25 protein-coding genes are annotated in these 23,672 nt (G+C 68.3%); 14 read left to right on the forward strand and 11 right to left on the reverse strand.

All coding sequences use genetic code 11. The annotated features are described in order from the left end of the window. The first annotated feature begins 6 nt into the window (after positions 1–6). Positions 7–570 carry a PadR family transcriptional regulator gene (locus ACZ6CV_RS27795; RefSeq protein ID WP_469253377.1) on the forward strand — a complete coding sequence of 188 codons (564 nt, stop codon included), beginning with the start codon at positions 7–9 and terminating at the stop codon, positions 568–570. Between the two features lie 21 nt (positions 571–591). On the opposite strand, the gene ACZ6CV_RS27800 is transcribed toward ACZ6CV_RS27795, so the two are convergent. Both ACZ6CV_RS27800 and ACZ6CV_RS27805 read right to left on the reverse strand, forming a co-directional pair. Continuing rightward, positions 592–1,833 (reverse strand): glycosyltransferase, encoded by a 1,242-nt coding sequence (locus ACZ6CV_RS27800; protein WP_469253378.1) that lies wholly within the window; start codon positions 1,831–1,833, stop codon positions 592–594. 12 nt (positions 1,834–1,845) lie between these two features. After that, positions 1,846–3,408 (reverse strand): GMC family oxidoreductase, encoded by a 1,563-nt coding sequence (locus tag ACZ6CV_RS27805; RefSeq protein WP_469253379.1) that lies wholly within the window; start codon positions 3,406–3,408, stop codon positions 1,846–1,848. 155 nt (positions 3,409–3,563) lie between these two features. On the opposite strand from ACZ6CV_RS27805, the gene ACZ6CV_RS27810 reads away from it, so the two are divergent. Then, a complete protein-coding gene (locus ACZ6CV_RS27810; RefSeq protein WP_469253380.1) occupies positions 3,564–4,040 on the forward strand; it encodes a hypothetical protein in 477 nt (158 codons plus the stop codon). A gap of 116 nt (positions 4,041–4,156) precedes the next feature. On the opposite strand, the gene ACZ6CV_RS27815 is transcribed toward ACZ6CV_RS27810, so the two are convergent. Further along, complete coding sequence (locus ACZ6CV_RS27815) at positions 4,157–5,149, reverse strand: fibronectin type III domain-containing protein (protein ID WP_469253381.1); 993 nt, start codon at positions 5,147–5,149, stop codon at positions 4,157–4,159. Positions 5,150–5,323: 174 nt separating this feature from the next. On the opposite strand from ACZ6CV_RS27815, the gene ACZ6CV_RS27820 reads away from it, so the two are divergent. Continuing rightward, positions 5,324–6,064, forward strand: a complete 741-nt coding sequence (locus ACZ6CV_RS27820) for a glycoside hydrolase family 75 protein (protein ID WP_469253382.1) — start codon at positions 5,324–5,326, stop codon at positions 6,062–6,064. A 20-nt stretch (positions 6,065–6,084) separates the two neighbouring features. Here ACZ6CV_RS27820 and ACZ6CV_RS27825 read toward each other — a convergent pair whose 3' ends face one another. From ACZ6CV_RS27825 to thpR, 4 genes are all read right to left on the reverse strand, one after another. After that, on the reverse strand, positions 6,085–6,495 hold the full coding sequence (locus ACZ6CV_RS27825) for a PTS-dependent dihydroxyacetone kinase phosphotransferase subunit DhaM (protein ID WP_469253383.1): 411 nt from the start codon (positions 6,493–6,495) through the stop codon (positions 6,085–6,087). Then, positions 6,488–7,120 carry a dihydroxyacetone kinase subunit DhaL gene (gene dhaL / locus ACZ6CV_RS27830; RefSeq protein WP_469253384.1) on the reverse strand — a complete coding sequence of 211 codons (633 nt, stop codon included), beginning with the start codon at positions 7,118–7,120 and terminating at the stop codon, positions 6,488–6,490. Before dhaL ends, ACZ6CV_RS27825 begins: the two co-directional genes overlap by 8 nt. Before the next feature lie 77 nt (positions 7,121–7,197). Continuing rightward, positions 7,198–8,190 (reverse strand): dihydroxyacetone kinase subunit DhaK, encoded by a 993-nt coding sequence (dhaK, locus tag ACZ6CV_RS27835; RefSeq protein ID WP_469253385.1) that lies wholly within the window; start codon positions 8,188–8,190, stop codon positions 7,198–7,200. A gap of 155 nt (positions 8,191–8,345) precedes the next feature. After that, positions 8,346–9,023, reverse strand: a complete 678-nt coding sequence (thpR, locus tag ACZ6CV_RS27840) for an RNA 2',3'-cyclic phosphodiesterase (protein ID WP_469253386.1) — start codon at positions 9,021–9,023, stop codon at positions 8,346–8,348. Between the two features lie 163 nt (positions 9,024–9,186). Between thpR and ACZ6CV_RS27845 the strand changes: the two genes are divergently transcribed. After that, the gene (locus ACZ6CV_RS27845; RefSeq protein ID WP_469253387.1) at positions 9,187–9,582 is read left to right on the forward strand and encodes a hypothetical protein; all 396 of its coding nucleotides are present in this window, start codon (positions 9,187–9,189) and stop codon (positions 9,580–9,582) included. Positions 9,583–10,157: 575 nt separating this feature from the next. Beyond that, positions 10,158–10,952: a hypothetical protein gene (locus ACZ6CV_RS27850; protein WP_469253388.1), complete on the forward strand. Its 795-nt coding sequence runs from the start codon at positions 10,158–10,160 to the stop codon at positions 10,950–10,952. A 931-nt stretch (positions 10,953–11,883) separates the two neighbouring features. Here ACZ6CV_RS27850 and ACZ6CV_RS27855 read toward each other — a convergent pair. Then, a complete protein-coding gene (locus ACZ6CV_RS27855; protein ID WP_469253389.1) occupies positions 11,884–12,600 on the reverse strand; it encodes a hypothetical protein in 717 nt (238 codons plus the stop codon). A gap of 747 nt (positions 12,601–13,347) precedes the next feature. On the opposite strand from ACZ6CV_RS27855, the gene ACZ6CV_RS27860 reads away from it, so the two are divergent. The 6 genes from ACZ6CV_RS27860 (at position 13,348) to ACZ6CV_RS27885 (ending at position 20,066) form a co-directional block, all read left to right on the forward strand. After that, positions 13,348–13,737, forward strand: coding sequence for a hypothetical protein (locus tag ACZ6CV_RS27860; RefSeq protein ID WP_469253390.1), 390 nt, complete (start codon positions 13,348–13,350; stop codon positions 13,735–13,737). Between the two features lie 91 nt (positions 13,738–13,828). After that, entirely contained in the window at positions 13,829–14,416 is a 588-nt protein-coding gene (locus tag ACZ6CV_RS27865; RefSeq protein WP_469253391.1) for a TlpA family protein disulfide reductase, read from the forward strand. A 105-nt stretch (positions 14,417–14,521) separates the two neighbouring features. After that, positions 14,522–15,703 carry a hypothetical protein gene (locus ACZ6CV_RS27870; RefSeq protein WP_469253392.1) on the forward strand — a complete coding sequence of 394 codons (1,182 nt, stop codon included), beginning with the start codon at positions 14,522–14,524 and terminating at the stop codon, positions 15,701–15,703. A gap of 98 nt (positions 15,704–15,801) precedes the next feature. Then, complete coding sequence (locus tag ACZ6CV_RS27875; RefSeq protein WP_469253393.1) at positions 15,802–16,221, forward strand: hypothetical protein; 420 nt, start codon at positions 15,802–15,804, stop codon at positions 16,219–16,221. Between the two features lie 1,498 nt (positions 16,222–17,719). Further along, on the forward strand, positions 17,720–18,448 hold the full coding sequence (locus ACZ6CV_RS27880) for a hypothetical protein (RefSeq protein WP_469253394.1): 729 nt from the start codon (positions 17,720–17,722) through the stop codon (positions 18,446–18,448). A gap of 1,198 nt (positions 18,449–19,646) precedes the next feature. After that, positions 19,647–20,066, forward strand: coding sequence for a response regulator transcription factor (locus ACZ6CV_RS27885; protein WP_469253395.1), 420 nt, complete (start codon positions 19,647–19,649; stop codon positions 20,064–20,066). A gap of 225 nt (positions 20,067–20,291) precedes the next feature. On the opposite strand, the gene ACZ6CV_RS27890 is transcribed toward ACZ6CV_RS27885, so the two are convergent. Next, positions 20,292–20,798, reverse strand: a complete 507-nt coding sequence (locus tag ACZ6CV_RS27890; RefSeq protein ID WP_469253396.1) for a DUF3515 domain-containing protein — start codon at positions 20,796–20,798, stop codon at positions 20,292–20,294. Between the two features lie 121 nt (positions 20,799–20,919). Here ACZ6CV_RS27890 and ACZ6CV_RS27895 point away from each other — a divergent pair, with 121 nt between their 5' ends. Further along, positions 20,920–21,471 carry an RICIN domain-containing protein gene (locus tag ACZ6CV_RS27895; RefSeq protein ID WP_469253397.1) on the forward strand — a complete coding sequence of 184 codons (552 nt, stop codon included), beginning with the start codon at positions 20,920–20,922 and terminating at the stop codon, positions 21,469–21,471. A gap of 20 nt (positions 21,472–21,491) precedes the next feature. Beyond that, entirely contained in the window at positions 21,492–22,055 is a 564-nt protein-coding gene (locus ACZ6CV_RS27900) for an RICIN domain-containing protein (protein WP_469253398.1), read from the forward strand. A 194-nt stretch (positions 22,056–22,249) separates the two neighbouring features. Here ACZ6CV_RS27900 and ACZ6CV_RS27905 read toward each other — a convergent pair whose 3' ends face one another. Both ACZ6CV_RS27905 and ACZ6CV_RS27910 read right to left on the reverse strand, forming a co-directional pair. Beyond that, complete coding sequence (locus ACZ6CV_RS27905) at positions 22,250–22,402, reverse strand: hypothetical protein (protein WP_469253399.1); 153 nt, start codon at positions 22,400–22,402, stop codon at positions 22,250–22,252. A gap of 143 nt (positions 22,403–22,545) precedes the next feature. Beyond that, the gene (locus ACZ6CV_RS27910; RefSeq protein ID WP_469253400.1) at positions 22,546–23,001 is read right to left on the reverse strand and encodes a peptidase inhibitor family I36 protein; all 456 of its coding nucleotides are present in this window, start codon (positions 22,999–23,001) and stop codon (positions 22,546–22,548) included. Positions 23,002–23,169: 168 nt separating this feature from the next. Between ACZ6CV_RS27910 and ACZ6CV_RS27915 the strand changes: the two genes are divergently transcribed. Continuing rightward, positions 23,170–23,637 (forward strand): MarR family transcriptional regulator, encoded by a 468-nt coding sequence (locus tag ACZ6CV_RS27915; protein ID WP_469253401.1) that lies wholly within the window; start codon positions 23,170–23,172, stop codon positions 23,635–23,637. Positions 23,638–23,672 lie beyond the last annotated feature (35 nt).

Consider the following 23,672-nt stretch of genomic DNA (forward strand, 5'->3'; position numbering starts at 1 on the left):
CGGACCATGGCTCTGCGGCACGCGGTGCTCGCGGCACTGCTGGACGGCGAGTACAGCGGCTACCAACTGGCCAAGGGTTTCGACATCGGCGTGGCCAACTTCTGGCACGCCCTGCCCCAGCAGCTCTACGCCGAGTTGGCCAGGCTGGAGGCGGAGGGCCTGGTCGCCGGGCGGGAGGTGGTCCAAGAGGGCCGGCCCAACAAGCGGCTGTTCACGGTCACCGAGGAGGGTCTCGCCGAGATGGAGCGGTTCGCCGCCCGCGCCGCGAAACCGTCCTTCATCCGCGACGACCTGCTGGTCAAAGTGCAGGCCGTCGACGGCGTCGCCGCCGCGCCCGTCATCGCCCAGCTCACGGAACGGGCCGCGGTCGCCGACGCGAAGATCGAGGTTCTGGAGACATTGTTGGTGCGGCTGCGGGGCGGGGCCGACGAGGAGGAGTTCCTGCGCACCGGCGAGCGCGTCGGTCCGTATCTGACGTGCCTGCGCGGGCTCGCCTTCGAGCGGGAGTCACGGGACTGGTGCCGGCGGGCGGCGGCCCTGCTGACCGAACGGACCTCCGCCATGTCCTGAGGACGTGGTGTGGTCTCCGGGTCAACCGAGCCGGTCGAGGGTCTCGATGACCTGGCGGGTGCCGTCCTCGCGGGCGAGGGCGTCGGCGACGTCCCGGGCGCGGGTGCGCAGGACGGGGCTGTGGACGGCCACGGTGATCGCCTGCGCCAGGCTCGGCGCGGTCAGCCGCTGGAAGCGCAACGGGCGGGGGGAGAGCCCCAGGCCGTGCAGGCGGTTGGCCCAGAAGAGCTGATCCAGCTGGACCGGTACGGGGACGGCGGGGATGCCCGCGCGGAGCCCCGCCGCGGTGGTGCCGGCCCCGGCGTGGTGGATCACGGTGGCCGTCCGGGGGAACAGCCAGGCGTGCGGGACCTCCTGCACGGTGATCACGTCGTCGTTCTCGGCGTGCAGACCGCTCCAGCCGGCCTGGACGACGCCGCGCACCCGGGCCCGGCGCATGGCGTCGACGAGCAGAGTGCTCAGCCGCTCGGACTCGGCGGTGACGAAGCTGCCGAAGCCGGCGAAGACCGGGGGCGGCCCCGCGTCGAGGAAGTCGAGGAGCCGTGGGTCGGGCTTCCAGTCGGGCGGTGTCTGTGGCCACCAGTAGCCGCTCACCCGATGCCCGGCGGGCCAGTCCGCGGGCCGCGGGACGATGCGCGGACTGAAGCCGTGCAGGACGTGGCGCTCGCGCGGCAGACCGAGCGGTCCGCTGAACCTCCGGCGCGGCAGGCCGAGTTCGCGGCGCAGGGCGGTGACGGCGGGGGCGAAGATCCGTTCGCTGCCGAGCCACAGGGCGTGTGCGGCCAGCCGGTTGCCGTGGGTGCCGAAGGTGCGGGCACCGGTGATCATCGGCGGGTGGGCGCCGGAGGGGTGGACCGGCTGGAGGTAGACCCCGATGCTCGGCAACCCCAGCGCCTCGCCGAGCGCCGCGCACATCGGGTCGGTGACGGTGGAGCTGAGGACGACGTCGGTGCCCGCCCGGACGGCGTCCGCGACCCCGGCGGCCAGCCCTGGCATGAACGCCCGTGCCATCCGCATCAGTTGGGCCAGGGCGACGGGCGGGCTCACCGCTTTGGCGAGGCCCTGGCCGGTCCGCGAGGCCAGCTCCTGCCGCGGGTCGACGGGCAGCGGCCGGAAGCCGAGTCCGTGGGCGGTCACCGCCCGCTCGAAGCGTTCATGAGTGGCCAGGGACACCTCGTGGCCCGCCGAGCGCAGCCGCACGCCCAGTCCCGTGTACGGGGCGACGTCGCCCCAACTCCCCGCCGTCACGATGAGTACGCGCACCGCGTCAGGATGTCAGACGCCGCCCGTGGGCGCAGGACGTCGGGGGCCCGGCGTGCCGTCCTCCCGGATGAGGTCCGCCGCCTTCTCCGCGATCATGAGGGTCGCGGCGTTCGTGTTGACCGACACGATCCTCGGCATGACCGAGGCGTCCACGACCCGCAGACCCCGGATGCCGTGCACGGTCAGGTCCGGCGCCACCACCGCGTCCGGTCCCGTGCCCATCGCGCAGGTGCCCACGGGATGGAAGTACGGGCCCACGGCGGCGGCGAGGTAGTCGCGCAGCCCTGCCTCGTCGGTGACGCCCGGGCCGGGCAGCACCTCACGCGGGGCCCACCGTGCGAACGGGGGCGCGGCCGCGATCTCCCGTGCCGTGGCGATGCCGTGCAGCATGCGCCGGACGTCCGACTCCCGGCCCAGGTAGTTGGGGTCGATGAGCGGCGGGGTCTCGGGGTCGGGTCCGGCCAGCCGCACCGATCCGCGACTGTCCGGAACGGTGGCCACCGCCAGGGTGAATCCGTTGGCCGGTACCGGCATCGTGGGCGGGTGGTACGGCACGTGGATGCAGAGCAGCTGCAGGTCGGGCCCCGGGAGGGCGGCGTCGCTGCGCCAGGACAGGGAGGTCTCGGCGAGGCTGGTCTGCGGCGGGGGAAGGGTGCGGCCGGCCTCGTGGACGACGGGGCAGAGCGGGTGGTCGTGCAGATTGCGGCCGACCCCGGGCAGGTCGTGCCGGACGGTGACGCCCGCCTCCCGCAGGTCGTCGGCGGGGCCGATGCCGGAGACCAGCAGGAGCCGGGGCGAGTCGACGGCTCCGCAGCTCACGATGGTCTCCGCCGTCGCGCGTGCGGTGTGCCGGTCGCCGTTGCGCTCGAACTCCACGCCGGTGCAGCGGTCCCCGTCGAAGAGCAGGCGCAGGGCACGGGAGTCGGTCGAGACGGTGAGGTTGCTCCTGCCGGCCCGGACGGGGTGGAGGTAGGCGTGCGCGGCGGACTGCCGCACACCCCGCGAGATGTTCAAGTCGTGCCACCCGACGCCCTCTTGGGTGCCGCCGTTGAAGTCGTCGGTCCGCGTGAACCCGACCGAGGTGGCGGCGTCGACGAAGTCCTGGGAGAGCGGATGGCCGCCGTCCTCCGCGGTCTCGGGCAGCAACGGCCCGTCAGCTCCCCGGTACTTGGGGTCTTTGCCGTGGACCGTCTCCATGCGCTGGAAGTACGGCAGTGTCTCGTCGTACCCCCATCCCGTGCAGCCGAGGGCCGCCCAGTGGTCGAAGTCCTCCCGGTGCCCCCGCAGGTGGATGAGCCCGTTGATGGCACCGGAGCCACCCAGTGTCCGTCCCCGGGGAAAGGCCCGCGCGGTCCCGTCGGCGCCGGTCTGCCGGACGGTGGTGTAGCCATGGTCGACCTCGGACCCCTGCAGCGCGGGCCAGGCCATGGGCACCGAGATCTCCGCCTTGCCGTCCTCCCCACCGTCCTCGATCAGCAGGACCCGGCACTCCGGGTCCTCGGACAGCCGAGCAGCCACCACACACCCGGCGGACCCGGCCCCCACGACGACGTAGTCCCACTCACCGAACAACATCTGCCCCATCCCTCACGGATTCCGTCAACTGGCCGAGTACACAAGCCTCTTGAGAGGTTCCGATTCTGACCGAGAGAGACGGGTCGGGCCTCAGGAATGCGCAGAAATAACAGTGGCCGACGAAGTCACAGCGGGGCCCGTGGCAACATCCGAACATGGACTTCGATCTCACCCCGCCACTGGGCGTCGGCCCACTGCGGATCGGCATGCCGTGCCCGGCGGGACATCGCGCTCTGGAATCGCTGCGCGACGAGCACGATTCCGCGCGCGACGGACAGGCCGCCGGCCGGCGGGTCTTTCGGTCGAGTGGCCTGATGGTGAGCATCGGGTGCACGCACGACCGGCTCGCTTACGTGGAGTTGGGCCGGCCTTCGGCTCCCTCGGATGCCGTACGGTTCCGCGGCATCGACGTCTTCGCACTGCCGGCCCGCACGGTCGTGAACCGCCTGGCCGAGATCACGACCGTGGAACCCGCCGGCGACGACCCCGCCTCCGTCGTCGCACCGGACCTGCTGCTCGGCTTCTGGCGACCGTTCGCGGCGGACGACGACCCGGACGAGGAGCAGGGCCATTACTTCAACTCCGTGCTCCTGGCCCGCCCCGGCTACTACGACGGGCTCGCCGCCGGCTGAACCGGGGCGCGGCCGCGCACGGTCGACGGCCCCGTTCGGTCCCGGTGAGGTGAGGTGCGGACGGCGGGGAGGTGAGGGTGCGGACGTCGGGGCGGTGTCAGTACCCGTACCGGAGTTCAGTCCGTCGTGACCGTCCGTTCCGGCGTGTAGCCGCCCCACGTTCCGTCCGGGAGCTTGGGGCGGACTCTCACCCGGTGGGGCTCGCCGGACTTCCTGCCGATGTAGAAGCTGTGTTCCGCCTTGTCCTTCGGTGCCGTGCCGCCGAAGACGAGGGACGTGGCGGTGCGGCCGTCGAGTTGGATCTGGTACTCCGCGACCGCCCCGCCGGTCCGTGGGGGCACCCAGGACAAGTCGATGTAGTACGCCCCGCCCTTCTCGTGGGTACCGGCCCGGAACGCCGTGGGCGCGGTGCCGCGGCCCGAGCCCTTACCGCCTCCCGCCGTGGTGAGGCGGACCCGCGAGCTGGCGGGGGAGAAGTTGTCGGCGGCGTCGCGCGCCTTCACCGTGAAGGTGTAATCGGTGCCCGGCCGCAACCCGGTGACCAGCGTCGCGATCTGCCCCCCTCCCACACTGTGGACCTTCGAACCGCCCTGATAGATCTCGTACGAGGCCACACGCCGGTCGTCCGACGACTTCCCCCAGGAGAGCATCGCCGAACTGCTCCCCGCGGCCCTGCCGGTCAGGCGCCCGGGCCGCGAAGGAGCCTTGCGGTCCGCCGCGGCCGCCGCGGGCATCGTGACGGACAACCGCTCGCTGTCCTCGCTGACGTTGCCCTCGGCGTCCCGGGCGCGGACGGTGAACGTGTACGTGGCGTCGGGTTCGAGGCCGACGACGTCCACCATCTGCTCGCCGCCCGCGACCTCCTTCACCTTCTTGGCGTCGCGGTACACCTCGTACCCGGTGACCTCCGTGTCGTCGGTGGCCCGGTTCCACATGACGTGCGCGGTGGTGGAGCTGCCCGCCTGCACGGTGAGCCCGCGCGGGGCCGCCGGGGGGTTCGTGTCGCCGGCGTCGTCGCCGCTCCACGCGCAGCCGCCGAGCGCCACCGCGGTCGCGGCGACTGCGGCCAGCAGGGCGAGAGGGGTGGACAGAGGGGGGATCCGTCGCACGGTGCTGCCTTCCACTCGACGGCATTGGTCCGGACCTATTTGACACAGGTGACGGGGGCACATCAAGGGGTCGGGTCGGAGTGCAAGGTCCAGTACGGGGCTTATGACCGCGCGCGACGTGGGATATGTGGCGCTGACGAGCCGTCAGCCTCCCCCTGCGAAAGGTCCCCTCTCGTGCGCATCAGAACGGTCGCCGTGGTCGCCGCGGTCGGCGTCGCCCTGCTGGCCCCCGCCTCGTACTCCGCCGCGGCGCAGCGGCCCACGGCCGAAGCGAGCACCCCGGAGCCAGCGAGCACCCCGGGCGGCGAAGGGGCCGTACGAGCGGCCGACCTGCTCGCCGCGACCCGGACCTGCACGGAGATCTCACACGGCAAGTACCGCACCGACGACGGCGCCAGCGCCGTCGTCCCCGTCTGCGGAACGCGCGACACCGTGTTCTGGACGGCGGACATGGACATCGACTGCGACGGCCGGCCGACCACCGCCTGCAACCGCCGCACCGACCCGCTGTTCCTCCACACCACGGCCTTCCAGCAGTCCGACGGCCGGCACCTGGCCGCGGAACACCTGCCCTACGTCGTCGTGCCCGGCCCGAGCCGCCGCTGGAACCACACCCGGCACGGCGTCACCGGCGGCACCGTCGCGGCCGTCGTCCACGGCGACAAGGTCCAGTACGCCGTCGTCGGCGACACCGGCCCGGTCGACCTCATCGGCGAGGCGTCGTACGCGACGGCCCAGGCGCTCGGCATCCGTCCCGACCCGCGGTCGGGCGGTACGGCCGCCGACGTCACGTACATCTTCTTCAAAGGTTCCCGGGCCGTCCCGATCGAGAGCCACCGGGCCGCGGTCGACCGGGGCGAGGCGCTGGCCCGGCAGTTCGTACGGGGGGATCAGGGCCTGCCGTCGCGTGGGTGAGGCAGTCGCGGAACCCCGGGTCAGACCTTCCGGTAGGTGTACGCCTCCGTGGCCGCCGCCGCGACCGCGGCGAGGTCGGCGCCGGCCGACGCGGTCACCACCGCCGCCACCGCGCCCTCCACGAACGGCGCGTCCAGCAGGCGTGCTCCGTCCGGGAGTTCGTCGCCCTCGGCGAGCAGTGCCTTCACGGTGAGGACGGCGCTGCCGAGGTCGACCAGGAGGACGACGCCGGCACCCCGGTCGACCCGCTTGGCCGCCGCCGAGATGAGCCCCGCGCTCGTGCCGAGGCCGCCGTCGTCCGTCCCGCCGGCCGCCGCCACGGGCGCGGTCGTGCCGCCGCCCGCGAGGCCCGTGGCGAGCGCGGCGACCGCCTCGGCGACGGGGCCGCTGTGCGAGACGAGGACGATGCCGACCAACGGGGCGTCAGCCACGGCCGCCCTCCGGCCCGTCGGCGCCCTCCGCGGTCCCGGTCTCGGCGAGCGCCTCGAAGAGCAACGCGGCCGACGTCGCGCCCGGGTCCTGGTGACCGATGCTGCGCTCGCCCAGATAGCTCGCACGCCCCTTGCGCGCCTGCAGCGGCGTCGTGGCCAGGGCGCCGTGCAGCGCGGCCTCCCGTGCCGCGTCGAAGGACTCGCCGAGCGCATCGAGCGCGGGGACGAGCGCGTCCAGCATCGTCTTGTCCCCGGGCGCGGCGCCACCGAGCCCGGCCACCGCGTCGACGCCGGCCCGCAGCGCATCGGCGAACTCCGCCTCGCTCACCTCGGCCGCATCGCCCAGCGCCTTGCCGGTGCGGCGCAGCAACGTACCGTAGAGCGGCCCCGACGCCCCGCCCACCGTAGAGATCAACTGCCGCCCCGCGAGCATGAGTACGGCACCCGGCGTGTCCGGCGCCTCCTTCTCCAGGGCGGCCACGACGGCGGTGAACCCGCGCCGCAGATTGCTGCCGTGGTCGGCGTCGCCGATGGGCGAGTCCAGCTCCGTGAGCCGGTCCGCCTCGCGGTCGACGGCGGCGGCGATGCCCACCAGCCAGCGGCGGAAGAAGTCGGCGTCGAGCACGGGGGTCTCCTTGCGTTGGGGTGGGTGCGGGGCGCCTGCGCTCAGGAACAGACGGCCGCGGTGATACGGAAGGGCGCTCAGACTCCCCAGCGAAGCCCGGGCGTGCGGACCGGCGCGTCCCACAACCTGAGCAGCTCCTCGTCGACCTGACAGAGCGTCACGGAGGCGCCGGCCATGTCCAGTGAGGTCACGTAGTTGCCGACGAGGGTGCGGGCGACGGGTACGCCGCGTTCGAGGAGGACGCGCTGGACCTCGGCATTGAATCCGTACAGTTCGAGCAGGGGAGTGGTCCCCATGCCGTTGACGAGCAGCAGGACGGGATTGCGCGGGTCGAGATCCTCCAGTACGGCGTTGACCGCGAAATCGGCGATCTCGCGCGAGGTCATCATGGGCCGCCGCTCACGCCCCGGCTCCCCGTGGATACCGACACCCAACTCGAGCTCGCCGGGCGGCAGTTCGAAGGTGGGACTGCCCTTGGCGGGCGTGCTGCAGGCGCTGAGCGCGACGCCGAAGCTGCGCGCGTTCTCGTTGACCCGCCGCGCGATGGCCTCCACCCGCTCCAGGGGCATGCCCGCGTCGGCGGCGGCGCCCGCGATCTTCTCGACGAAGAGGGTGGCCCCGGTGCCGCGCCGCCCGGCGGTGTAGAGGCTGTCGGTGACCGCCACGTCGTCGTTGACGAGCACCTTGGCCACCTGGATGCCCTCGTCCTCGGCGAGCTCCGCGGCCATGTCGAAGTTGAGCACGTCGCCCGTGTAGTTCTTCACGATGAACAGCACGCCCGCGCCGCTGTCCACGGCGGCGGCCGCGCGGACCATCTGGTCGGGTACGGGCGAGGTGAACACCTCGCCGGGACAGGCGGCCGACAGCATCCCCGGCCCCACGAACCCGCCGTGCAACGGCTCGTGCCCGGACCCGCCACCGGAGACGAGGGCGACCTTCCCGGCGACGGGGGCGTCCCTGCGTACGATCACACGGTTCTCGACGTCGATCGTCAGCTCGGGGTGAGCGGCGGCCATCCCGCGCAACGCGTCGGCGACGACGGTCTCGGCGACATTGATCAGCATCCTCATGGGTGTCTCCTGGGAAGGTGGGCAGACAGGCCCTTCATCGGCGCTTTTCCTGGTCGGGGTGGGTGGGGCCGGTGTGTGGTGTGGGCGGTGCGCGGCGCTGCGAAACGGCTTCGGCGGTACTGACGCCGACCCGCCGCCGACTTTGCCGACGACCGTCAGGCGGGTCGTCGGCTCGACCGGGGCGCGGCTGGAGTGGTGCTGTCGGCAGTATCGACCTTGCGGCGGCGAAGGTCACGCACGAGGGCCGTTGAGGCGACATCATGCAGGGGCCATGCGTCGATGTCCTGGTAGCGCCGCGGGCCAGAGTGACCTCGCACGGTGCTGCCGACCAAGTGAAGGCGCGCGGTCTGCCAAGTGCGCCCGCTGAACCCGTCGAGGCAGGCGGCCGCCGCCTTGACGGACGCGTTGTCGTAGCGGCGAGAACGGGCCAGCGTGAGGTGGGGGCGCAACGGACGTTCGACGAAGGCGACATCACACTCCCTGAGCCGCGCCCGTACCGCTTCGGCCAGCTCGTGCAGTGGGTCGAGATCACCCTCGATGCCGCTCCACAGCACTCGCTCGTCGAAGTGTCCGCCACCGGACAATGCCAATTCGAATGAGGGGCGGGCAGCCGCCAGGTCGGCGAGGGGTGAACGAAGCCCCCGCACGGTCCGCACGGGCAGCTCGCCCAGGAAGGCGAGGGTGATGTGCCAGTCCTCGATGCGGTTCCACCGCAGGTCGGGACAGGCGGCGTAGGCCGGGCTCAGCACCTGCGCCAGCTCGTGCTTCGCGTCGTCGGGTGGGGCCAGGGCGATGAACGCGTACTGGGTGGCGGTCTGAGGCGGTTCGGTCACGAATGCCTTCCTACCGCACGCGCCCATCCGTTTGAAACTGGCACAAGCGAACACGGCAGCCATGGCGACGGTACCGCGCTCCTCGAACCGCCACGGTCCTGCCGAACCTCCATTCGGTCGGCCTGCGGCTGCACGCGGGCGCCATGGGGCTGAGGGGGAGGGAATGGATCAGCACCATGTCCCGGTACGCGGCACAGTCCTGACCGTCCTCGTCGCCCTCGGCACATGCGTTGGCGTGGCCGGCTGCGGGGCCGAGGACCTCGTCGGCGGCAGCGTGGCCCGCACCGGCGCGTCTCAGGCCGGGAAGATCGCCTTCCGTGCTCATGACCACCCTCTGCGCGGTGATCTGAAATGCACGAGTCAGGGAGACGGCAGTGACGAGATGCGCGTGCGGTGCACGGGTACCACTGAGGACGGCCGCCCGGCGGAGATGACCGCGACGCTGGGCAAGGGCGCGAAGGTCACCAGCGGCGACAAACCCAAGATCACCGGCGCCACGGCCGTCGGCACGGTCGACGGCAGGGAAGTCTTCCGCGGGGACTGCATCGGCGCCTGCTGACACAGTTTGCCGTCGAAGGCAGTGAGACCGATGTTGCTGCGCGTACGGTGTCTCGGCGGTGAGCCGCGGGCGGTCCAGCCGGCTTGTCCACAGCGGCTCCAGTGGATGGTCCCGACCTTGAGGCCGCGCCGTGTAGCAGGTGGAGGGCGCCGGCTTCGGCCGTCCCGGCTGGTGGTGACCAAGATGCGTTGGGCGGCATCGGCGTAGGCGAGGTGGAGGGCGTCGCGGAAGACGCCCAGGCCGGGGCGCAGACACTCTCGGTGTGCGGGATCGGCCGGTACGGCGTTCAGGTACGCCGTCGTGGAAGGTCAGCGCGATGCTCCGGTCACCCGAGCCGCCGCGGTGCGCGCAGCAAAGACGTGACCTGTACTGGGCGGAGGTGCTCGCCGCGATCGTTGCAGATCAGTGCGGTGCCGTTGGCAGTCCCCGGTTCTACCTGGAGCGGGAACTCGAGGAGATTCCGGGCTGGGGAGGCCGCCTTGTCCGAGCCTGGAGTTCTTCAGGGCTTCGGCCGCGATTCGCACACCGGTCCTGGAAGGACGGCAACTTGCCCGTGCACGTGAGAGGTTGAGTGAGTGGACAACGACATAGCGGCCGCGGTAATTAGTGCGATCGGTGTGGGCGGCACCATCGCCGGAACCTTCGCCGGCACGGTCCTCGGCGCCCGCATCCAAGCTCGCGGTGGACACGACCAGGCCCAAGCTGCACGTGACGCAGCCGCCACCACCGCCACCGCCGCGGCGCGTCAGGCTATGGTCGAACGTCGTTGGGCGATCCTCGCAGAATACCTCCGTGCAACCGCGGCCCTCCACGAAAGCGCGAACCGCCTCTACGCATCGAGCGCGAACCTCCGTGTCGCTGGAAGTCTGATCACCGTGGACGGACCGGCCCTTGAAGCGGAGGCCGAGGAGGGGCGGCAGGCCCTCCTCTACGCCCATGCCCAGGCCGAACTCTGCGCACCCGCTGAGTTGCGCCCCCTTGTCTCCGACCTCAAGGCCAGAACGTTCTTTCACGTCGAGCAATCCATCAGGGGCAGAGACCTCATCCGTGCACATGCGGTGTTGCGCGACCTCGCAGCCACACGCGGTCACGACTCACCAGCCGGTCGGGCACACCTCGCCGTGACGACGCCCTCTGCGCCTCAACCGGTCGATGACACGACACACGAGGACCTCGCGCGCTGGCGTACCGAAGCCACGAGGACATTGGAAGATGTTCGCGAACTGACCTCCGAGCAGCGCCATCTGCTCGCCTACCTCCCCGAAGAGGACCAGACCCTCATCGTCATCGAGGCCGGGGACCGGTACACAGAAGCATGGGACGCCCTGGTCATCGGAGCACGCCAGACACTGGGAACCGATCCGGCTTAGCGGCACGAACAAGAACAGTGCGAGCAATGCGGCGCGCATGTGCCCCGGTCGGGCCCACGAAAGGCGGCGCATGGAGACGATGCCGGGTGTGCGATTCCTGGCGAGCGAGTAGGTCATCAACTGCGGTGACGGCGAACGGACCGACTCGCTGGGTCTCCGACGAGAACGGCACGCCCGTGATCGTCGAGTACAAGCGCGGCACCGAAGCCGACAGCATCACACTGGTCGGCGTCGAGATTCCATCGCCGCGCGCGTCCTGGTCGCTTGAACCGGGGCCATCGCCAAGGCGCTCCACGACATCGCCGAGACCGGCCGCACCACCCGAGGCGAACTGCTCGCCACCTTGAGGTGCTCAGGTTGGGTACGGAGGACGAGGGGGCCGGCGAGGCCAGGGTCCGCGTCGAGCTGAGTCTCGGGCGGGACGTCGAGCACTGTCAGGTACCTCCCGCGAGGGGCGCGCACCGCCTACCGCATCGTGCAGAAGGCGCTGACCATCGCGGTACGGCACGCGCGCGCAGCCTTCGGGCAACGCTTTCCGGGTATGGCCTCGTCTGGGTGCGGGAACGGGCCCGTACTGTCGGCGGAACCTGGACGCGGGGCTGAGGTCGGAAGACTTGCATGGTGTCCGCCGTGCTGTGTCCCTCGCGTCCGCGCCCTCGGGAGGCCGCACATGAACCGCCCACCGGCGTCCTGCCCGTCGACGACCAGACGCTGGAGCGCGAGGCGTTCGCGATGCTCGTCGACTCGGTGCCCGACATGGCCCGGACTGGGGCAGGCGGCCGTGGGCCGCTCGGCGGTCGAGCTGACCGCTCCGCCCGGGCCAGCCTCGTCGTCATGGAGAGCCGTATGCCCGACTCGACGACATCGAGGCGACGCGGCTCTTCCTCTCAGGGCAGGTCAGATCCCCCACTGATAGAGCAGGAGAGCCCGTTTATCGGGTGACGATAGAGGCACTGTAGGAGCTCAGCCCGATTCGGCTGTTGGCCTTCTTGGTGACACCCTTGCCGAACGACTTGACGGTTCCGGTGGCCTTGATCGTGGAGTGTCCGGAGACGTTGGCGCCCTTGACGCGGACGGGGGTGGTCTTGGGGGCCTTGATGACGATGGCCTTGTTGGTGTTGGTGACCTTGGTGGAAGCCGCCGGGTTGATGATCTTCTTCTTGCCCTTGAGGGTGTACCTGACGGTGATCCGCTCGCTGGTTACGGGGATGTCGTATATGCGCTCGGTCACCGTGAAGGTAACGACGCGCCGGCCGGACTTGCCGTTCTTTGACACCACAGTGCTGCGGGTGACCTCGGCAGGGGAGTTGAGCTGCTTGGTGCTGGTACGGGTGCCGTTCTTGAGGGTGCCCTTAGACCTGCCGGCAACGGCCTTGTAGATGTCGCGACTCTGGAGCAGTTTGACGAAGGCGTACTGCTTCTTGCCGTCGTCGAGCTTCTTGAACGCCTTGAGAGTCTTTGCGGCGGCCGGCGTCTTGTCGGCCTTGAGAGCCTTGATGTAACTCTTGACCGTGAGTTTTGCGGGCTTCTTTTGCGCGGCGGAGGTGGCGGGGGATCCGCTGGCGGTAGTGTCTGCAAAGGCGACGCCGGTGGGGGCCGCGACGGCGAGGGCGGCGATAGTGGCTACGGTTGCGGTACGAATGCGCACGGTTGCTCCTTGTTGGCGTGACCTCGAACGTGAACCACCGTAGGAATTCGTTCGGTTGTGCGGTATTGGACGTTCGGGTGATGCCCTGAGGGGCGTCGTCTGGGTGGGCAGTGTCCAAAGGTGCGTGGCAACTTCGGGAGTTGGGGCGGGCATCAGGTGTCTCGATTCCGGTATCCACGTGTTCACGCCGACGCAGACACCGGGGTTCGGCCGGAGTCTCCATCTGAACTGGGGCGGTTCACTCGAAATGAAGTGAGCCCACCCCCAAACCAGGCCCGTGGGATGGTCCGGTGCCGCACCTCGAAATCGTGACAACCGTCGCCGCGCCCCCGGAGCGGGTGCTCAATGCGTGCTGGGACGTTGAGGAGAGCGGTCCTTTCAAGCGGTGGCATCACAGCTAACGCTTCGAGTCGGACGGCGCCGCGGCAACACCAGGCGCGTACAGCCGACGTGCCTCATCAGTAGGCCTTCACCCGGAGCTGGGACGAACGTCCGCAGTGAGGTGATCTGCTCAGCTCGGTCGGTGCCTCCATGGCAGCTGCTTCGAGCTCACGCCGTTTCGAGCCTGGACGGATAAGGATCTGCCGCCCGGGCTCCAGGCTCTCATCGACTCGACGCCCGTATGGGGCAAAATAGGGCACTGCGGCCCCCTGTATGCCCCTTCGGGCAGCGCCCAACTAGACACTGACGCACCCCCGTTCGCCCGACCTATGGTCAGGTGATTCGAACCAATGAACGGGAGAAGTCATGCGCAACCGCCGCATAGCCCAGGGTCTCGTCGCTGTCGCGTGCGCGACAGGCGTAACCCTCGGCGTCGCAGGCCCCTCGTACGCCGCCGGAACCTGGCACAAGCAGTGGACTACCAACGGTAAGAGCTCCCAGCACTCCAAGGCGTACCACGTCTCCAAGGGCAAGCACTTCCTGCACTTCGGCATCAAGGGCAACGGGAGGACCAAGTTCACCGCGACCCTCTACAAGAAGGTCAAGGGGAAGGACCCGGTCATCCAGAGGCTGAAGAACAAGACGGCCAAGAACGTCGAGTGGATGGCCGACTGGAAGAAGATGAGCGCAGGTGACTACTACATCGCCTGGAAGTACCCGAAGAAGGGCCACAAGGCCTTCGGCGGCGTCGGATAGCCGGACTCCTGGGGGCACCCCGACGCGGGTGCCCCCAGGCCGCTGAGATCATGGGGCAACCAACCGCCGCACGCCCCGAAGGACTTGCTCGATGAAAACCCCCCGCCGCTCCCTTGTGCTTCTTCTCGGCACTGTCGCGCTCGTTGCCGCCGGCATCACGGCCGTCACCGTGGTCGACAGGCCCGATACCCAGCCCGGACGGCATTTCAACAAAAAAGACGGCACGATGAGCATCGAAGCTGCCCACCGGCCGCCCGCGCCGCGTATGACTGGGACCACCATCGACGGCAAGCCGTTCGACCTCGCCGACTACAAAGGCAAGATCGTCGTTCTCAACGCCTGGGCTTCCTGGTGCGGGCCCTGCCGTATCGAGACGCCGATGCTCGTCGACTACCACAACAAACACAAGGACAACGGCGTCGCGGTGGTGGGCCTTGACGAAGACAACTCGGCCCGCGCCGGCCGGACCTTCGCGCAGGGGTACAACATCAACTACCCCAATCTCCACGACAGCGCAGGTCGCGCCACTCTCGCCTTCCCCAAGGGGATTCTGCGCGCTACGGGCGTTCCCTTCACCATCGTGCTCGACGCGAAGCACCGCGTTGCCGCCTCCTCGTCCGGTGAGATCACCCGGAAGATGCTCGACAGCATGGTCGCCACCGCCCGCAAGGCCCGATGAACCCCGAAGGTGCACTGCGGGGCAGAGCCCAACCAGACAATGCCGCACCCCCGTTCGGGGCGCGTACCTTCACAAGATCGACCACTCGAACAGGAAGACAGTTGTATGCGCCCGATTAAAGCAGCGCGGTACGCGGTCACCGCGGCGCTCCCCCTGACGATCCTCGTCGGAGCTGCCCAAGTGGTCCCGGCCGCAGCCTCGCCTGCCGCTGCCTCGCCGGCCGCGCAGATCACCCTCGACGCAGACACGGGTCAGTTCACGACTGCAACTAAGGGCAGCGGCGCTCTGTCGGGAGTGCGGACCCTTTCCACGCTCGACGGTGCCGCCTCCACCAGCCGCATCCTTTCCGTGCCGGGCGTCGGGCCGGTCCTGGCGGATGCGACCCTGGCCGACTCACCGGAGAAGAACGCACGCGCCGGGTGGGCGGCGACCACCGAGTTCGCCGACCTGTCCTGGCCTGACCTCGGCGGCTCCTACACCATTTATAAGGACGACCGGCCGGTAGCCACGACCAGCGACAACAGTTTCCGCGACACCCACGTGACGCCCGGGAGCGAGCCGTTCTACCGGATCACCGCCGATGGCAAAGAGGGTGGGTCCTGGGGATTGAACACCACCATCCCGGCTGCCCAGGACGCCGCCGGCTTGGCGGTCACCGCCAAGTCCATCGAGGCCAAGGCGAAGAAGTACACCCACACCAAGATCACCTGGCGTTCTTTCATCCGTCAGACGTGGGCGTACGTCCCGAGCTGGGCCAAGAGGATCTCCGGATGCAAGTACGCGGGCGGCTACAAGTACGCGGGTGACAGCCGAGGCTTCAGTAAGAAGGTCTCCGGTCCCACCTACCGCGCCGGACTGTTCGCGGACGTCTCCTGGAAGCACAAGGACGTCACCCACAAGGCCAAGACCGGCAAAACCCGCGTATACAAGAAGAGCAACTCCCGCCTGGTCGATACCCGTAAGGCCAGCACCAAGAAGATCAAGTTCAAGACCATGACCAAGTTCAACGGCAAGACCCGCTCCGTGCGCTTCAGCGTCGAGGCCAAGGACCCGTTCTGCAAGCGCGGAGGCATCGGCGTCAACGCCAATCTCCGTTTGTCCCGCTCCGGCAGCTACTACGCCGAAGGCAACTACAAGCAAGCGCCGGACCACGAGCTGTACATCTACGGCTACAAGGGCAGGAAGCACTCCGGCCGCGCCGTGCACAAATCGAAGATGGGTGACATCAAGTGCCTGTTCAAGGCGGCCTGCGAGACCTCCCGAATAGGCAGCAACGGCGGCTACTAGTGCAACTGGCCCCCAGCTCAACCACGTTGGTCGGCCTGGTGACACACTGATCACGAAAGGCCGGTGACCCTCCGGCCCTGTACAGAAGGGGGAAGCCCATGACCATCACGTGGCTCCGCTCCGCCGCCTACGCGGCCAAGGTCGTAGCCGTCTCGCTCCTCGTCCAGGCCGTCATGGGCCTCCTCCTGCTCACCGCCTCAGGGAACAAGGCATCTGACCTCGGCGACTTCGCCGGGGCCCGCCTGTGGGGCTTCGCTCTCGTGGCTACCGTCGCCCTCACCTTCGCCCGGCGCGTGACCCCCACCGCGCCCCGCTGGAAGGCCGTCACAGTCGATTCCAGCCTTTATGCGGCCTGCCTGCTGTTGTTCACCATCGCCTGGTACGTCTCGGTCTCCGGGGCAATCGCCGACGCCGTCGACATGGGCTTTATCTTCCTCATCGCGGGCCTGTTCACCCTCCAGATCCCTGCCGCGATGCTTACCGCCACCCTCGCTCATCCGCGTCTGGCCAACCCTTAGTAGTGCTTCGCCAGCTTCTGGGTCGGGTTCTGTTGCGGGCAGGCCGGTGTGCGGGCTTTGGGTCGAGCGCCGGGACATCCTGAGGCCGGTCGGAACGTCCTGGTCGGCGGGCCATTCCACTCGCGGTGTCGGGTGGGCAGGGCGCCCTCCCATCGGATGCGGCCGCCGCCTGCTTACAGGGCGGCGGCCAACAACCGCGGTCACTCCCGAGGCAGATACAACTGCCGGACTGGCGGCCAGGCTTTCAGCTCGCGGCGCCTTACGGGCAAGACGTGGCGTATCGCCACTGTGTATCTGGCAGCGGTTTTAAGGCGGCTTTTCCGATCTACCAGGAGCCCGGGCAGACGCCCGTGCCGCGTGGAGTTAGAAGAGCCGCCTCAGTCATCGTGGTTCGTCCAGGAGCACGACTGCATCCCCAGAGCCAACCGCGGTGTGAAGACTTCCATCCGGTAGATCGCTGCCGAGCTGGTTCGCAGCTCCTTCACCATTAACCGTGAGACACGACGCAACCGGCGAGCCCGGCCAAGTCTGGGTGCCCCAGCCTTCTCAGCTGACCGCCGTGCCGAACGGCGTAGCCCTCGGCCCAAGGTGAGAGCGGCCACAATACCGAGCCGCTGGCCTTCATCCGGGACTACCTCACGATGCGATGGAGCCCCCGGGCAGGTCCGTGACGAAATGATCTACCGGGCCCTCTACGTCCAAGGCCGCGGTGAACGTCGCCGCTGGGTGGCTCCGGCTCTGTTCGCACCGGCCAGAGTCGCCGACGCCTGCGCCGCCAGGCCCACAGACGCAGCTCACTGTACAGATGGAGGGGCGGCCTGACGGTGAGGCCGTGGGTGCTTTCGAGGCCTGCCTCCGTGTGGCTTGTTTCTTTTCTTGCCGTCCGAGGCCGCCAACGCGTGGTGCGAAGTTCGGGGGAGTGGCACAAGGAATTCCGGCTCCGGGCATGGGAGTTGCCGACGAGGGGAAGGCCGGCCGTCCGACGTCACATGAGCCCCTGGTGACGCCTCGTGATCCCCAGGAACGCTGCCAGCCCTTGGCCATCAGGATCGCCTGCCACGGGTCGCCTCGGTCGATGTCCTGAGCAGCTGCTCGTAACGATCGAGGCCGTCACGACCGTCGCGCCCCGCTTCAGGCTCCGCCTTAGGCATCCGCATTGGCGCGGGCACTTCCGCGGACCACAGGACCTGAAAGATGTCTTCAGCGGCCGTCATGGCGCTCTCTGGACAGGGCACGCAGGGCGCCGGAGGAAGGTGTGAGGGTGTTGGCAACAGGCGAAGAATCAGGATATGAAGGCAGGAAACCGTTACGTCAACAATTTGGAGATGCCACACCGTGGCTGGTTCAGGCCGGTCAGGAGGCGCGGTCCCGCTCAGGGATGTGATCTTTCTGCGCCTTCGCACCAAGGTGTCCACAAGCGGGATTCGCGCAGGTGGGGCCCGTGCGAGTGGCTTTCCTCTGAACGCCGCCATGCCCCGCGGACCTTGGAGACCTACAGGTGAACACAGACGGCGCCCCGAGAGGCGGCGACATCGAACGCCTGCTGGTTGAAACCGGCGCGGACAAGTTCCGGGAAGGGATGCCCCGCCAGGACCTCCTGAGGTTCGCCATCGACCGCCTTATGGCCGACGTCGATGCCTATGCCCGCTGGTTGGAGAAGAGCAGGGACCAGCTTCTGCCTCCCGAGCACGTCTCCCTCACGACAGGGATGGCTCCTGAGCGCGTGCAGTCCCTGCTCGATGGCGCCCCCCTCACCGAGGAAGGGCCGGAGAAGGGTGCGGAGCAGGACAAGTTCCGAAGGGAACTGCTTTTCCCGCGCGCGAACTTCCTTCGCGACACAAGACTCGATCCAGACACGGGGAAGAAGTACACGTACACGGCGATTTCCGAGCAGACCGGCCTCAACAAGCAGAACGTCTGGAACGTGTTCAAGGACAGGCGGACGCCACGGCACACCACGGTGTCCAGACTTGAAACCTTCTTCGGGGCCCCCCTCGGCTTCTGTTACAGGACCGAGGGCGAGGCGCTTGCTGTGCACCTGCGACGTATGGTCCAAGTCGACTTGCCGCAGTTGGCGACCAGGGTGGCGCTCAAGCGGCTCGCGGCTGACGGCCTCGCCCTACGGAGCAGTGGGGAGATCGATGTTCTGCGGGACGTTCTTCCGGTCCTCGACACGTTGGCGATTCAGGAGCGGGCGCGACGTCAGGAGCGTTGGGCTGCGAGGTGACAAGCACCTTAACCACGCTTCAAGATCTTCCAAATTGTTGACAGGGTGGCTGAGCGTGCACAAAGATCTACTTGAAGTCAGGGCCGGGACGACCAACCGGCTCCTGGCTCAACGAGCAGGCTCGATCAGGCGGGTGTCGATGCATCGGTCCGTTTCTGCTCCTCAACGGGGTGGTGATGGACGATGAGGAGGAGCAGTCTCGGGCGCGCCCGCGTCAGTGGAATGCGGACGCAACTCCTGCCCGGGCGCCTCTCGCTGTCTCGCCCTGAGACACCTGCCAACCAATGACCAGGCACTATCTGAAACTGCTGAGGCGCTTCAGCGGTGTGTTCGATCACGCCCCGCGCAGCGAAACGGCTCCCTTCACCGCGTCGTTCGTTTCGAACGACGAAGCAAGGAGCCGGCCTTGCTGATCGAGCACCCGGCTGCCTCATGAAGGAGATGCTGCTGTGCCCCCAGCCCTGCTCGCGCCTCTTCCCCACTGGCGCGGCCCTGCGCCATCGTACGGCGGTGTCTCAAGTCCCGGCCGCTGAGCTGGGTTTGACGGCGCTCGGCCGACCGGACTCGTTGCGGACGATGACGAGGCCAGGCGTTGCGCTGTCTACATGAGTTGGGTGGCCGCCTGCTCGCAGTGAAGTGACGGCCTGGCTCTTTTCGGCCCGCGGGACCATGCCGCCGTGATTGTTGACGCATCTCAGCGCCTTACCTAGGGGGATTCATGCTGCTTCACCACGGAAGACCACGGATGTACAGCAGCTGACGCTCAGCCGAGCAAAGCACCTCCGCCGCCCGGAGGCCTGTTTCCATAGGATTCACCCGGACGTCCTTCCTCCGCCGTCGAGGACGAGTGGTGGGTTCCTTGTGGCCGCCCGCAACGTGGCTCTGGTGGCACTGTGTGGCTAGCTATATTTTCGCCGACCGCTCCGGCTTCGACCCAGCCTGGCGGTATTGACCGCAGTGCCGAGAACCATTCAGCCCAACTCGGTTCCTGCAAATTCTTGTACGACGGGGTCCGTTCTATCTGACCAGGAGGTCACCTTGTCCTGTCGGAATGCGACAACAACCCGGCCGCCTTAACTCTGTTGAGTGTTGATGGCGCATGTCGTTCGGGTTGTTCCGTGCGATGTACGCCTTCGGATGTGCGTGCTAGCGGCTTGCGCCGGCGTGCCGGACGAGTCGCACTTCTCATGGGGGATATGTGTTCGAGGCCAACTCAAATAAATCGACTGCCAGTTGCCCGTACCGGGTTCCGGGGCGTGATCCGATCGCCGAGACGGTAGAGCTCGGACGGCTCACGCGCAGAGAGCGTCAAGTCCTCCTGCTCCTCGGTACAGGCATGAACAATCGCGAACTCGCCCAGGAACTGCGAATCGCTGAGCGCACGGTCAAAGCGCACACGGCGAGAGTCTTGGACAAGCTGTCGGTGCCCTCCCGGCTCGATGCCGCGGTCCTGTCTGTGCTCCTGCACCACGTGCTGTGTGACGATCCCTCTTGCACACGCAGAGACGCGACCGTAGAGGCAAGCGATTCTCGCCACGATGACGAAGACGCCGACGTACGCGGCATGAAAGCCGACACGATGGCGATCCCGGGGGGCTGTGCGCCTCCGCGCTGGTAATCGTCGCCATCGGGGTGAGCGGCGTATGGACGACGCAGGAAAGCTGCGCCGTCAGAACAAGGGCCCTGCCTACCCGGCTGCTTCTGGATTCCTGTTCGCTGCCCTGGATTCCGGTTAAGAGGATCGAACCCTGTTGGTCGCCGAATGGGAGCGAGTGATCGCGGTGAGGTTCAGGAGCGACCGGACGCACCAGACGTAGGGCCCGTACCTCTACGGGTACGGGCCCTACGTCTGGTCGGAGGCGGCGGTGGGGGCAGGAGCGGTCGAGTCCATGCACCGGCGGTCGTTCTTCGGCAGGTTCTTCATTGCGGCGGACAACTCCACCAGGGCGACATCGGTGGGGACGTCCGGGCTGAGGACGGCTTCGGCAGCCGGGGACCGGCCATAGGTGACGATCGTCTTTTCCTCGGAGCCCTCGCCTTCGTTCTTCAGGACCCAGTCGACGCCTCCGATGCTCACGCACATCTCCTCGGTGGGCAGCAGGGCTGGCAGCCCACAGCGCAAGGTGAGGGCTCCTTCGCCGTAGGTGGCTGCTGCGGCGGCGGTGTCGACGGAGGTACGCCGGAGGGTGCCGATGCTTTCGGGGTAGGCAGCGGCGACGCTACGGCAGGATGCGCTACCGGCGTGGGGAGCCGGTTCAGGGGCGTCGCTTGCCAGGCCCTGGAAGGCCAGGATCGCGGCGCCGACGGAGGCACCCAGGGTGAGGGTGATCGCGAGACGGCGTTTGAACATGGCGGTCACTGTACGGGGCGGGAACCCATTGCCCTCAAGTGCGTTGCCCCGCAAGCCAATACCGCGAGGTGATCTTTCTGCATAGTGTCTCCGGCCGTTGGGTTGTTCGATTTGGAGGTGCGTGGTGCGGCCGGTGGTGCGTGGTGTGGCGTGGGCGGTGGCCTCGGCCGGGTTGGTGGCCGGGTGTGCAGGTGGTGCTCAGGAGCCGGACACGGACACGGCCGCCGCCGGGACGAAGAAGAACCCGTATGCGTCGATCCAGTTGGAAAGGGTGCTGGGCGAGCCGGGTCTGTGCTGGTCGTTGGGCTCGGACGAGAGGCATGTGGCACCGCTGAAGCTTGCCCCATGCGAACAGCCCGGCCGGCGGAACCAGACGTTCACGCTCACCCGCGTTGAGACCAGTGCGGGCGGGCGGAACTGGTACCAGATCCGCAACGACCGTACGGGTCAGTGCCTCCGAGTTTTCGATGGCAAGCCCGGGGCCCGGGTGGTTCAGGACCGGTGCGCCGAGGGCAAGGCGGCGCAATGGTCGATCAGTGGCAGTCGGTTCAGCAACCGGGGGTCGGGGCTGGTGATTACAGCGGTCGGTGAGAAGCCGGGCAGCCTTTTGACGACTGCGAAGTTGTCGACGGGTGCTGGCGAAAATCAGAAGTTCGACATTCGCGGCCTTTAGAGGGCGCTGAGGGAGGGGTCATGATGAAGCAGATGATGAAGGTTGTGGTGGCGTCCGGAGCCGCGGTAGTGGTGTTGGGAGGCGCGGCGGTGCCTTCGGGGGCCGCTGAGGCGGCAGGTGACCCGTACAGAAACACGGGGCTGACGAAGGTGTACGGCAAGGTCGGGCGGTGCTTCTCGCTGGACAACTCGAAGAAGAACAAGGCCACACTGAAGCTGCGCAAGTGCAACAAGACGTCCAAGGGACAGCGATGGAACGTCCTGTGGCTCAACAGTGGCTCGCCGGCGCAGCAGCCCCGCTATGCCATTCAGAACCGGAAGTCCGGCAAGTGCCTCTACCCGAAGTCGAAGAAGTCGGGTGCGGCGGTGCGTCAGTACACATGCAACAAGAAGTCGAAGTCGCAGTGGTGGCTTCTGAATGACAGGCGGATCTACTCCTACGGTTCCGGCGGCCGAGTGATGTCGGCACAGTCCGACAAGTCGGGTACGACGATCACGCTGATGAAGCATTCGAACAAGACGAAGAATCTGAAGAAGCAGGCGTTCGCGTTGATCTGGAAGACGAACGACCCGACGTTCTGGTAGCCGTCGGGAGATGCGAGGGGTCGGTACTACACGGCGGGCCCAGCTGTTGAGGTCCAGAAGCTTGGCCAGACGCTCGGCTGAAATTCTTCAGCCGAGCGTTTCGCGTGGACGGTTGTTGAGTTCGGCGGAACTGATCTCCAGGTGCCCGGGTGTGCTGGCAGCCAACCGCGCCGAGGAGTAGGTCCTAAAGCGACCTAGCCGCGGCGCTTGCCCACCGATCCCGTCTCCCGCCGCGACAGCGGAATCTGCGGCTCCACCGTCACGGGGTAGGCGATCACGCCGGCCAGGTGAAGCGCCGCCTCGAAGGCCCTGATTGCCGACGAGCTGCCGCCCCGTCCTTCGTCCACCTGGATGTTGGTGAGGCGCTGCTGGTTATGGGAGCGGGGCGGGACGGGCGAGCCGACAGGGTGAAGGCTAGAGGCCGGACGGTAAAGGGCGTCTGGGCGGCGCGGCCGGCGCATCCGGCCGTCGCACCTCGGCATCGCCGAGCTCAGCCGTCCTCCCCGGGCGGCGTGCCGCAGCTCGGGCCGCCCGGGCCGTCGAACTGCACCGAGCTGAAGAAGTCCCGGTACGTGGGGAAGAAGTTGCCCTTGCCGGACGGGCCGGACGAGGTCACGGTCGTGCAGCCGCTGTACCCCGTGTCGGACCAGAGGTACACGGTCGAGGACGTCCGGTTCCAGTCCGACTTGGCGCGGTCGTTCATACCGAGCGCCGCGAGGTCGGGTGTGCTCGTCCGGAGCCTGATCATGTCGCCGGTCCCGTCGAGGCCGGAGAACATGCAGTAGTAGCCGGTGGGGCACCGGTCGTACCCGTCGGCCGCGTGCGCGGCGGAGGCCGGCGCCACCACGGCGGCCGCGGCGGCGGCGGCCACGACCAGTGCGGAGAGGCTCGTGGGCTTGGTCCTGGTCTTGGACTTCGACTTGAGCATGGTCTTCGTCTTCCTCATCGCTGCTCCTCGACTGAGATGTGTGAACCCCTTGGGCAGGCGTCCGGAACGTCATCGCCTTGCCCTCAAGTGCACTTGAGGTTCTACGGTATCCGCATGATCTGCACCGCGTGCGGGACCCGCACCGAAATGCGGCGACAGATGACGCGGTGCCATGAGGGGGATGACATGAGGAACCAGCAGATGTCCGACGCCGAGCTCGCCGGGCAGCCCGCCGCGTACTGGACGGGCGTCGCGTATGAGGCGCTCATCGCCTACACCCGGGCCCAGCAGGCCGAAAAGGGTTACACCCAGCCGCAGTTCTGGCTGCTGCGGAACTTGTCGGTGAACGACATCTCACCCGACGGCGCCGGGATGACCCTGCCGGAACTGCGGGCGGCCATGGCCTCCTACATCCGGGCGGAGGACGATCTGGCGGCTGAGGCGGCGGTGCTGGTGGAGCGCGGCTGGCTGGCCCGCGACGCCGATGGCCGCCTGTGGCTCACAGAGGAGGGCGAACGGGCCCGCGTCGACCTCGCCCGCAACGCCCCCGCGATCCGGGCCGCCCTCCACGCGGGCATCGACGACGCGGACTACGTCACCACGGTGAAAGTGCTCCAACGGCTGATCCGGAACGCGGGAGGGACGGCGGCCTAGCGGTCCGGGGGCTTGCTCCGGGCAGACCACGGCCG

It is taken from the genome of Streptomyces sp. NPDC041713, assembly GCF_055591085.1.

Coding starts and splice junctions, on each gene's coding strand:
- ACZ6CV_RS27795 (WP_469253377.1), top strand. CDS start 7: ATGGCTCTGCGGCACGCGGTGCTCGCGGCACTGCTGGACGGCGAGTAC.
- ACZ6CV_RS27805 (WP_469253379.1), bottom strand. CDS start 3,408: ATGTTGTTCGGTGAGTGGGACTACGTCGTCGTGGGGGCCGGGTCCGCC.
- ACZ6CV_RS27810 (WP_469253380.1), top strand. CDS start 3,564: ATGGACTTCGATCTCACCCCGCCACTGGGCGTCGGCCCACTGCGGATC.
- dhaK (WP_469253385.1), bottom strand. CDS start 8,190: ATGAGGATGCTGATCAATGTCGCCGAGACCGTCGTCGCCGACGCGTTG.
- ACZ6CV_RS27845 (WP_469253387.1), top strand. CDS start 9,187: ATGGATCAGCACCATGTCCCGGTACGCGGCACAGTCCTGACCGTCCTC.
- ACZ6CV_RS27860 (WP_469253390.1), top strand. CDS start 13,348: ATGCGCAACCGCCGCATAGCCCAGGGTCTCGTCGCTGTCGCGTGCGCG.
- ACZ6CV_RS27865 (WP_469253391.1), top strand. CDS start 13,829: ATGAAAACCCCCCGCCGCTCCCTTGTGCTTCTTCTCGGCACTGTCGCG.
- ACZ6CV_RS27870 (WP_469253392.1), top strand. CDS start 14,522: ATGCGCCCGATTAAAGCAGCGCGGTACGCGGTCACCGCGGCGCTCCCC.
- ACZ6CV_RS27875 (WP_469253393.1), top strand. CDS start 15,802: ATGACCATCACGTGGCTCCGCTCCGCCGCCTACGCGGCCAAGGTCGTA.
- ACZ6CV_RS27890 (WP_469253396.1), bottom strand. CDS start 20,798: ATGTTCAAACGCCGTCTCGCGATCACCCTCACCCTGGGTGCCTCCGTC.
- ACZ6CV_RS27900 (WP_469253398.1), top strand. CDS start 21,492: ATGATGAAGCAGATGATGAAGGTTGTGGTGGCGTCCGGAGCCGCGGTA.
- ACZ6CV_RS27910 (WP_469253400.1), bottom strand. CDS start 23,001: ATGAGGAAGACGAAGACCATGCTCAAGTCGAAGTCCAAGACCAGGACC.
- ACZ6CV_RS27915 (WP_469253401.1), top strand. CDS start 23,170: ATGAGGAACCAGCAGATGTCCGACGCCGAGCTCGCCGGGCAGCCCGCC.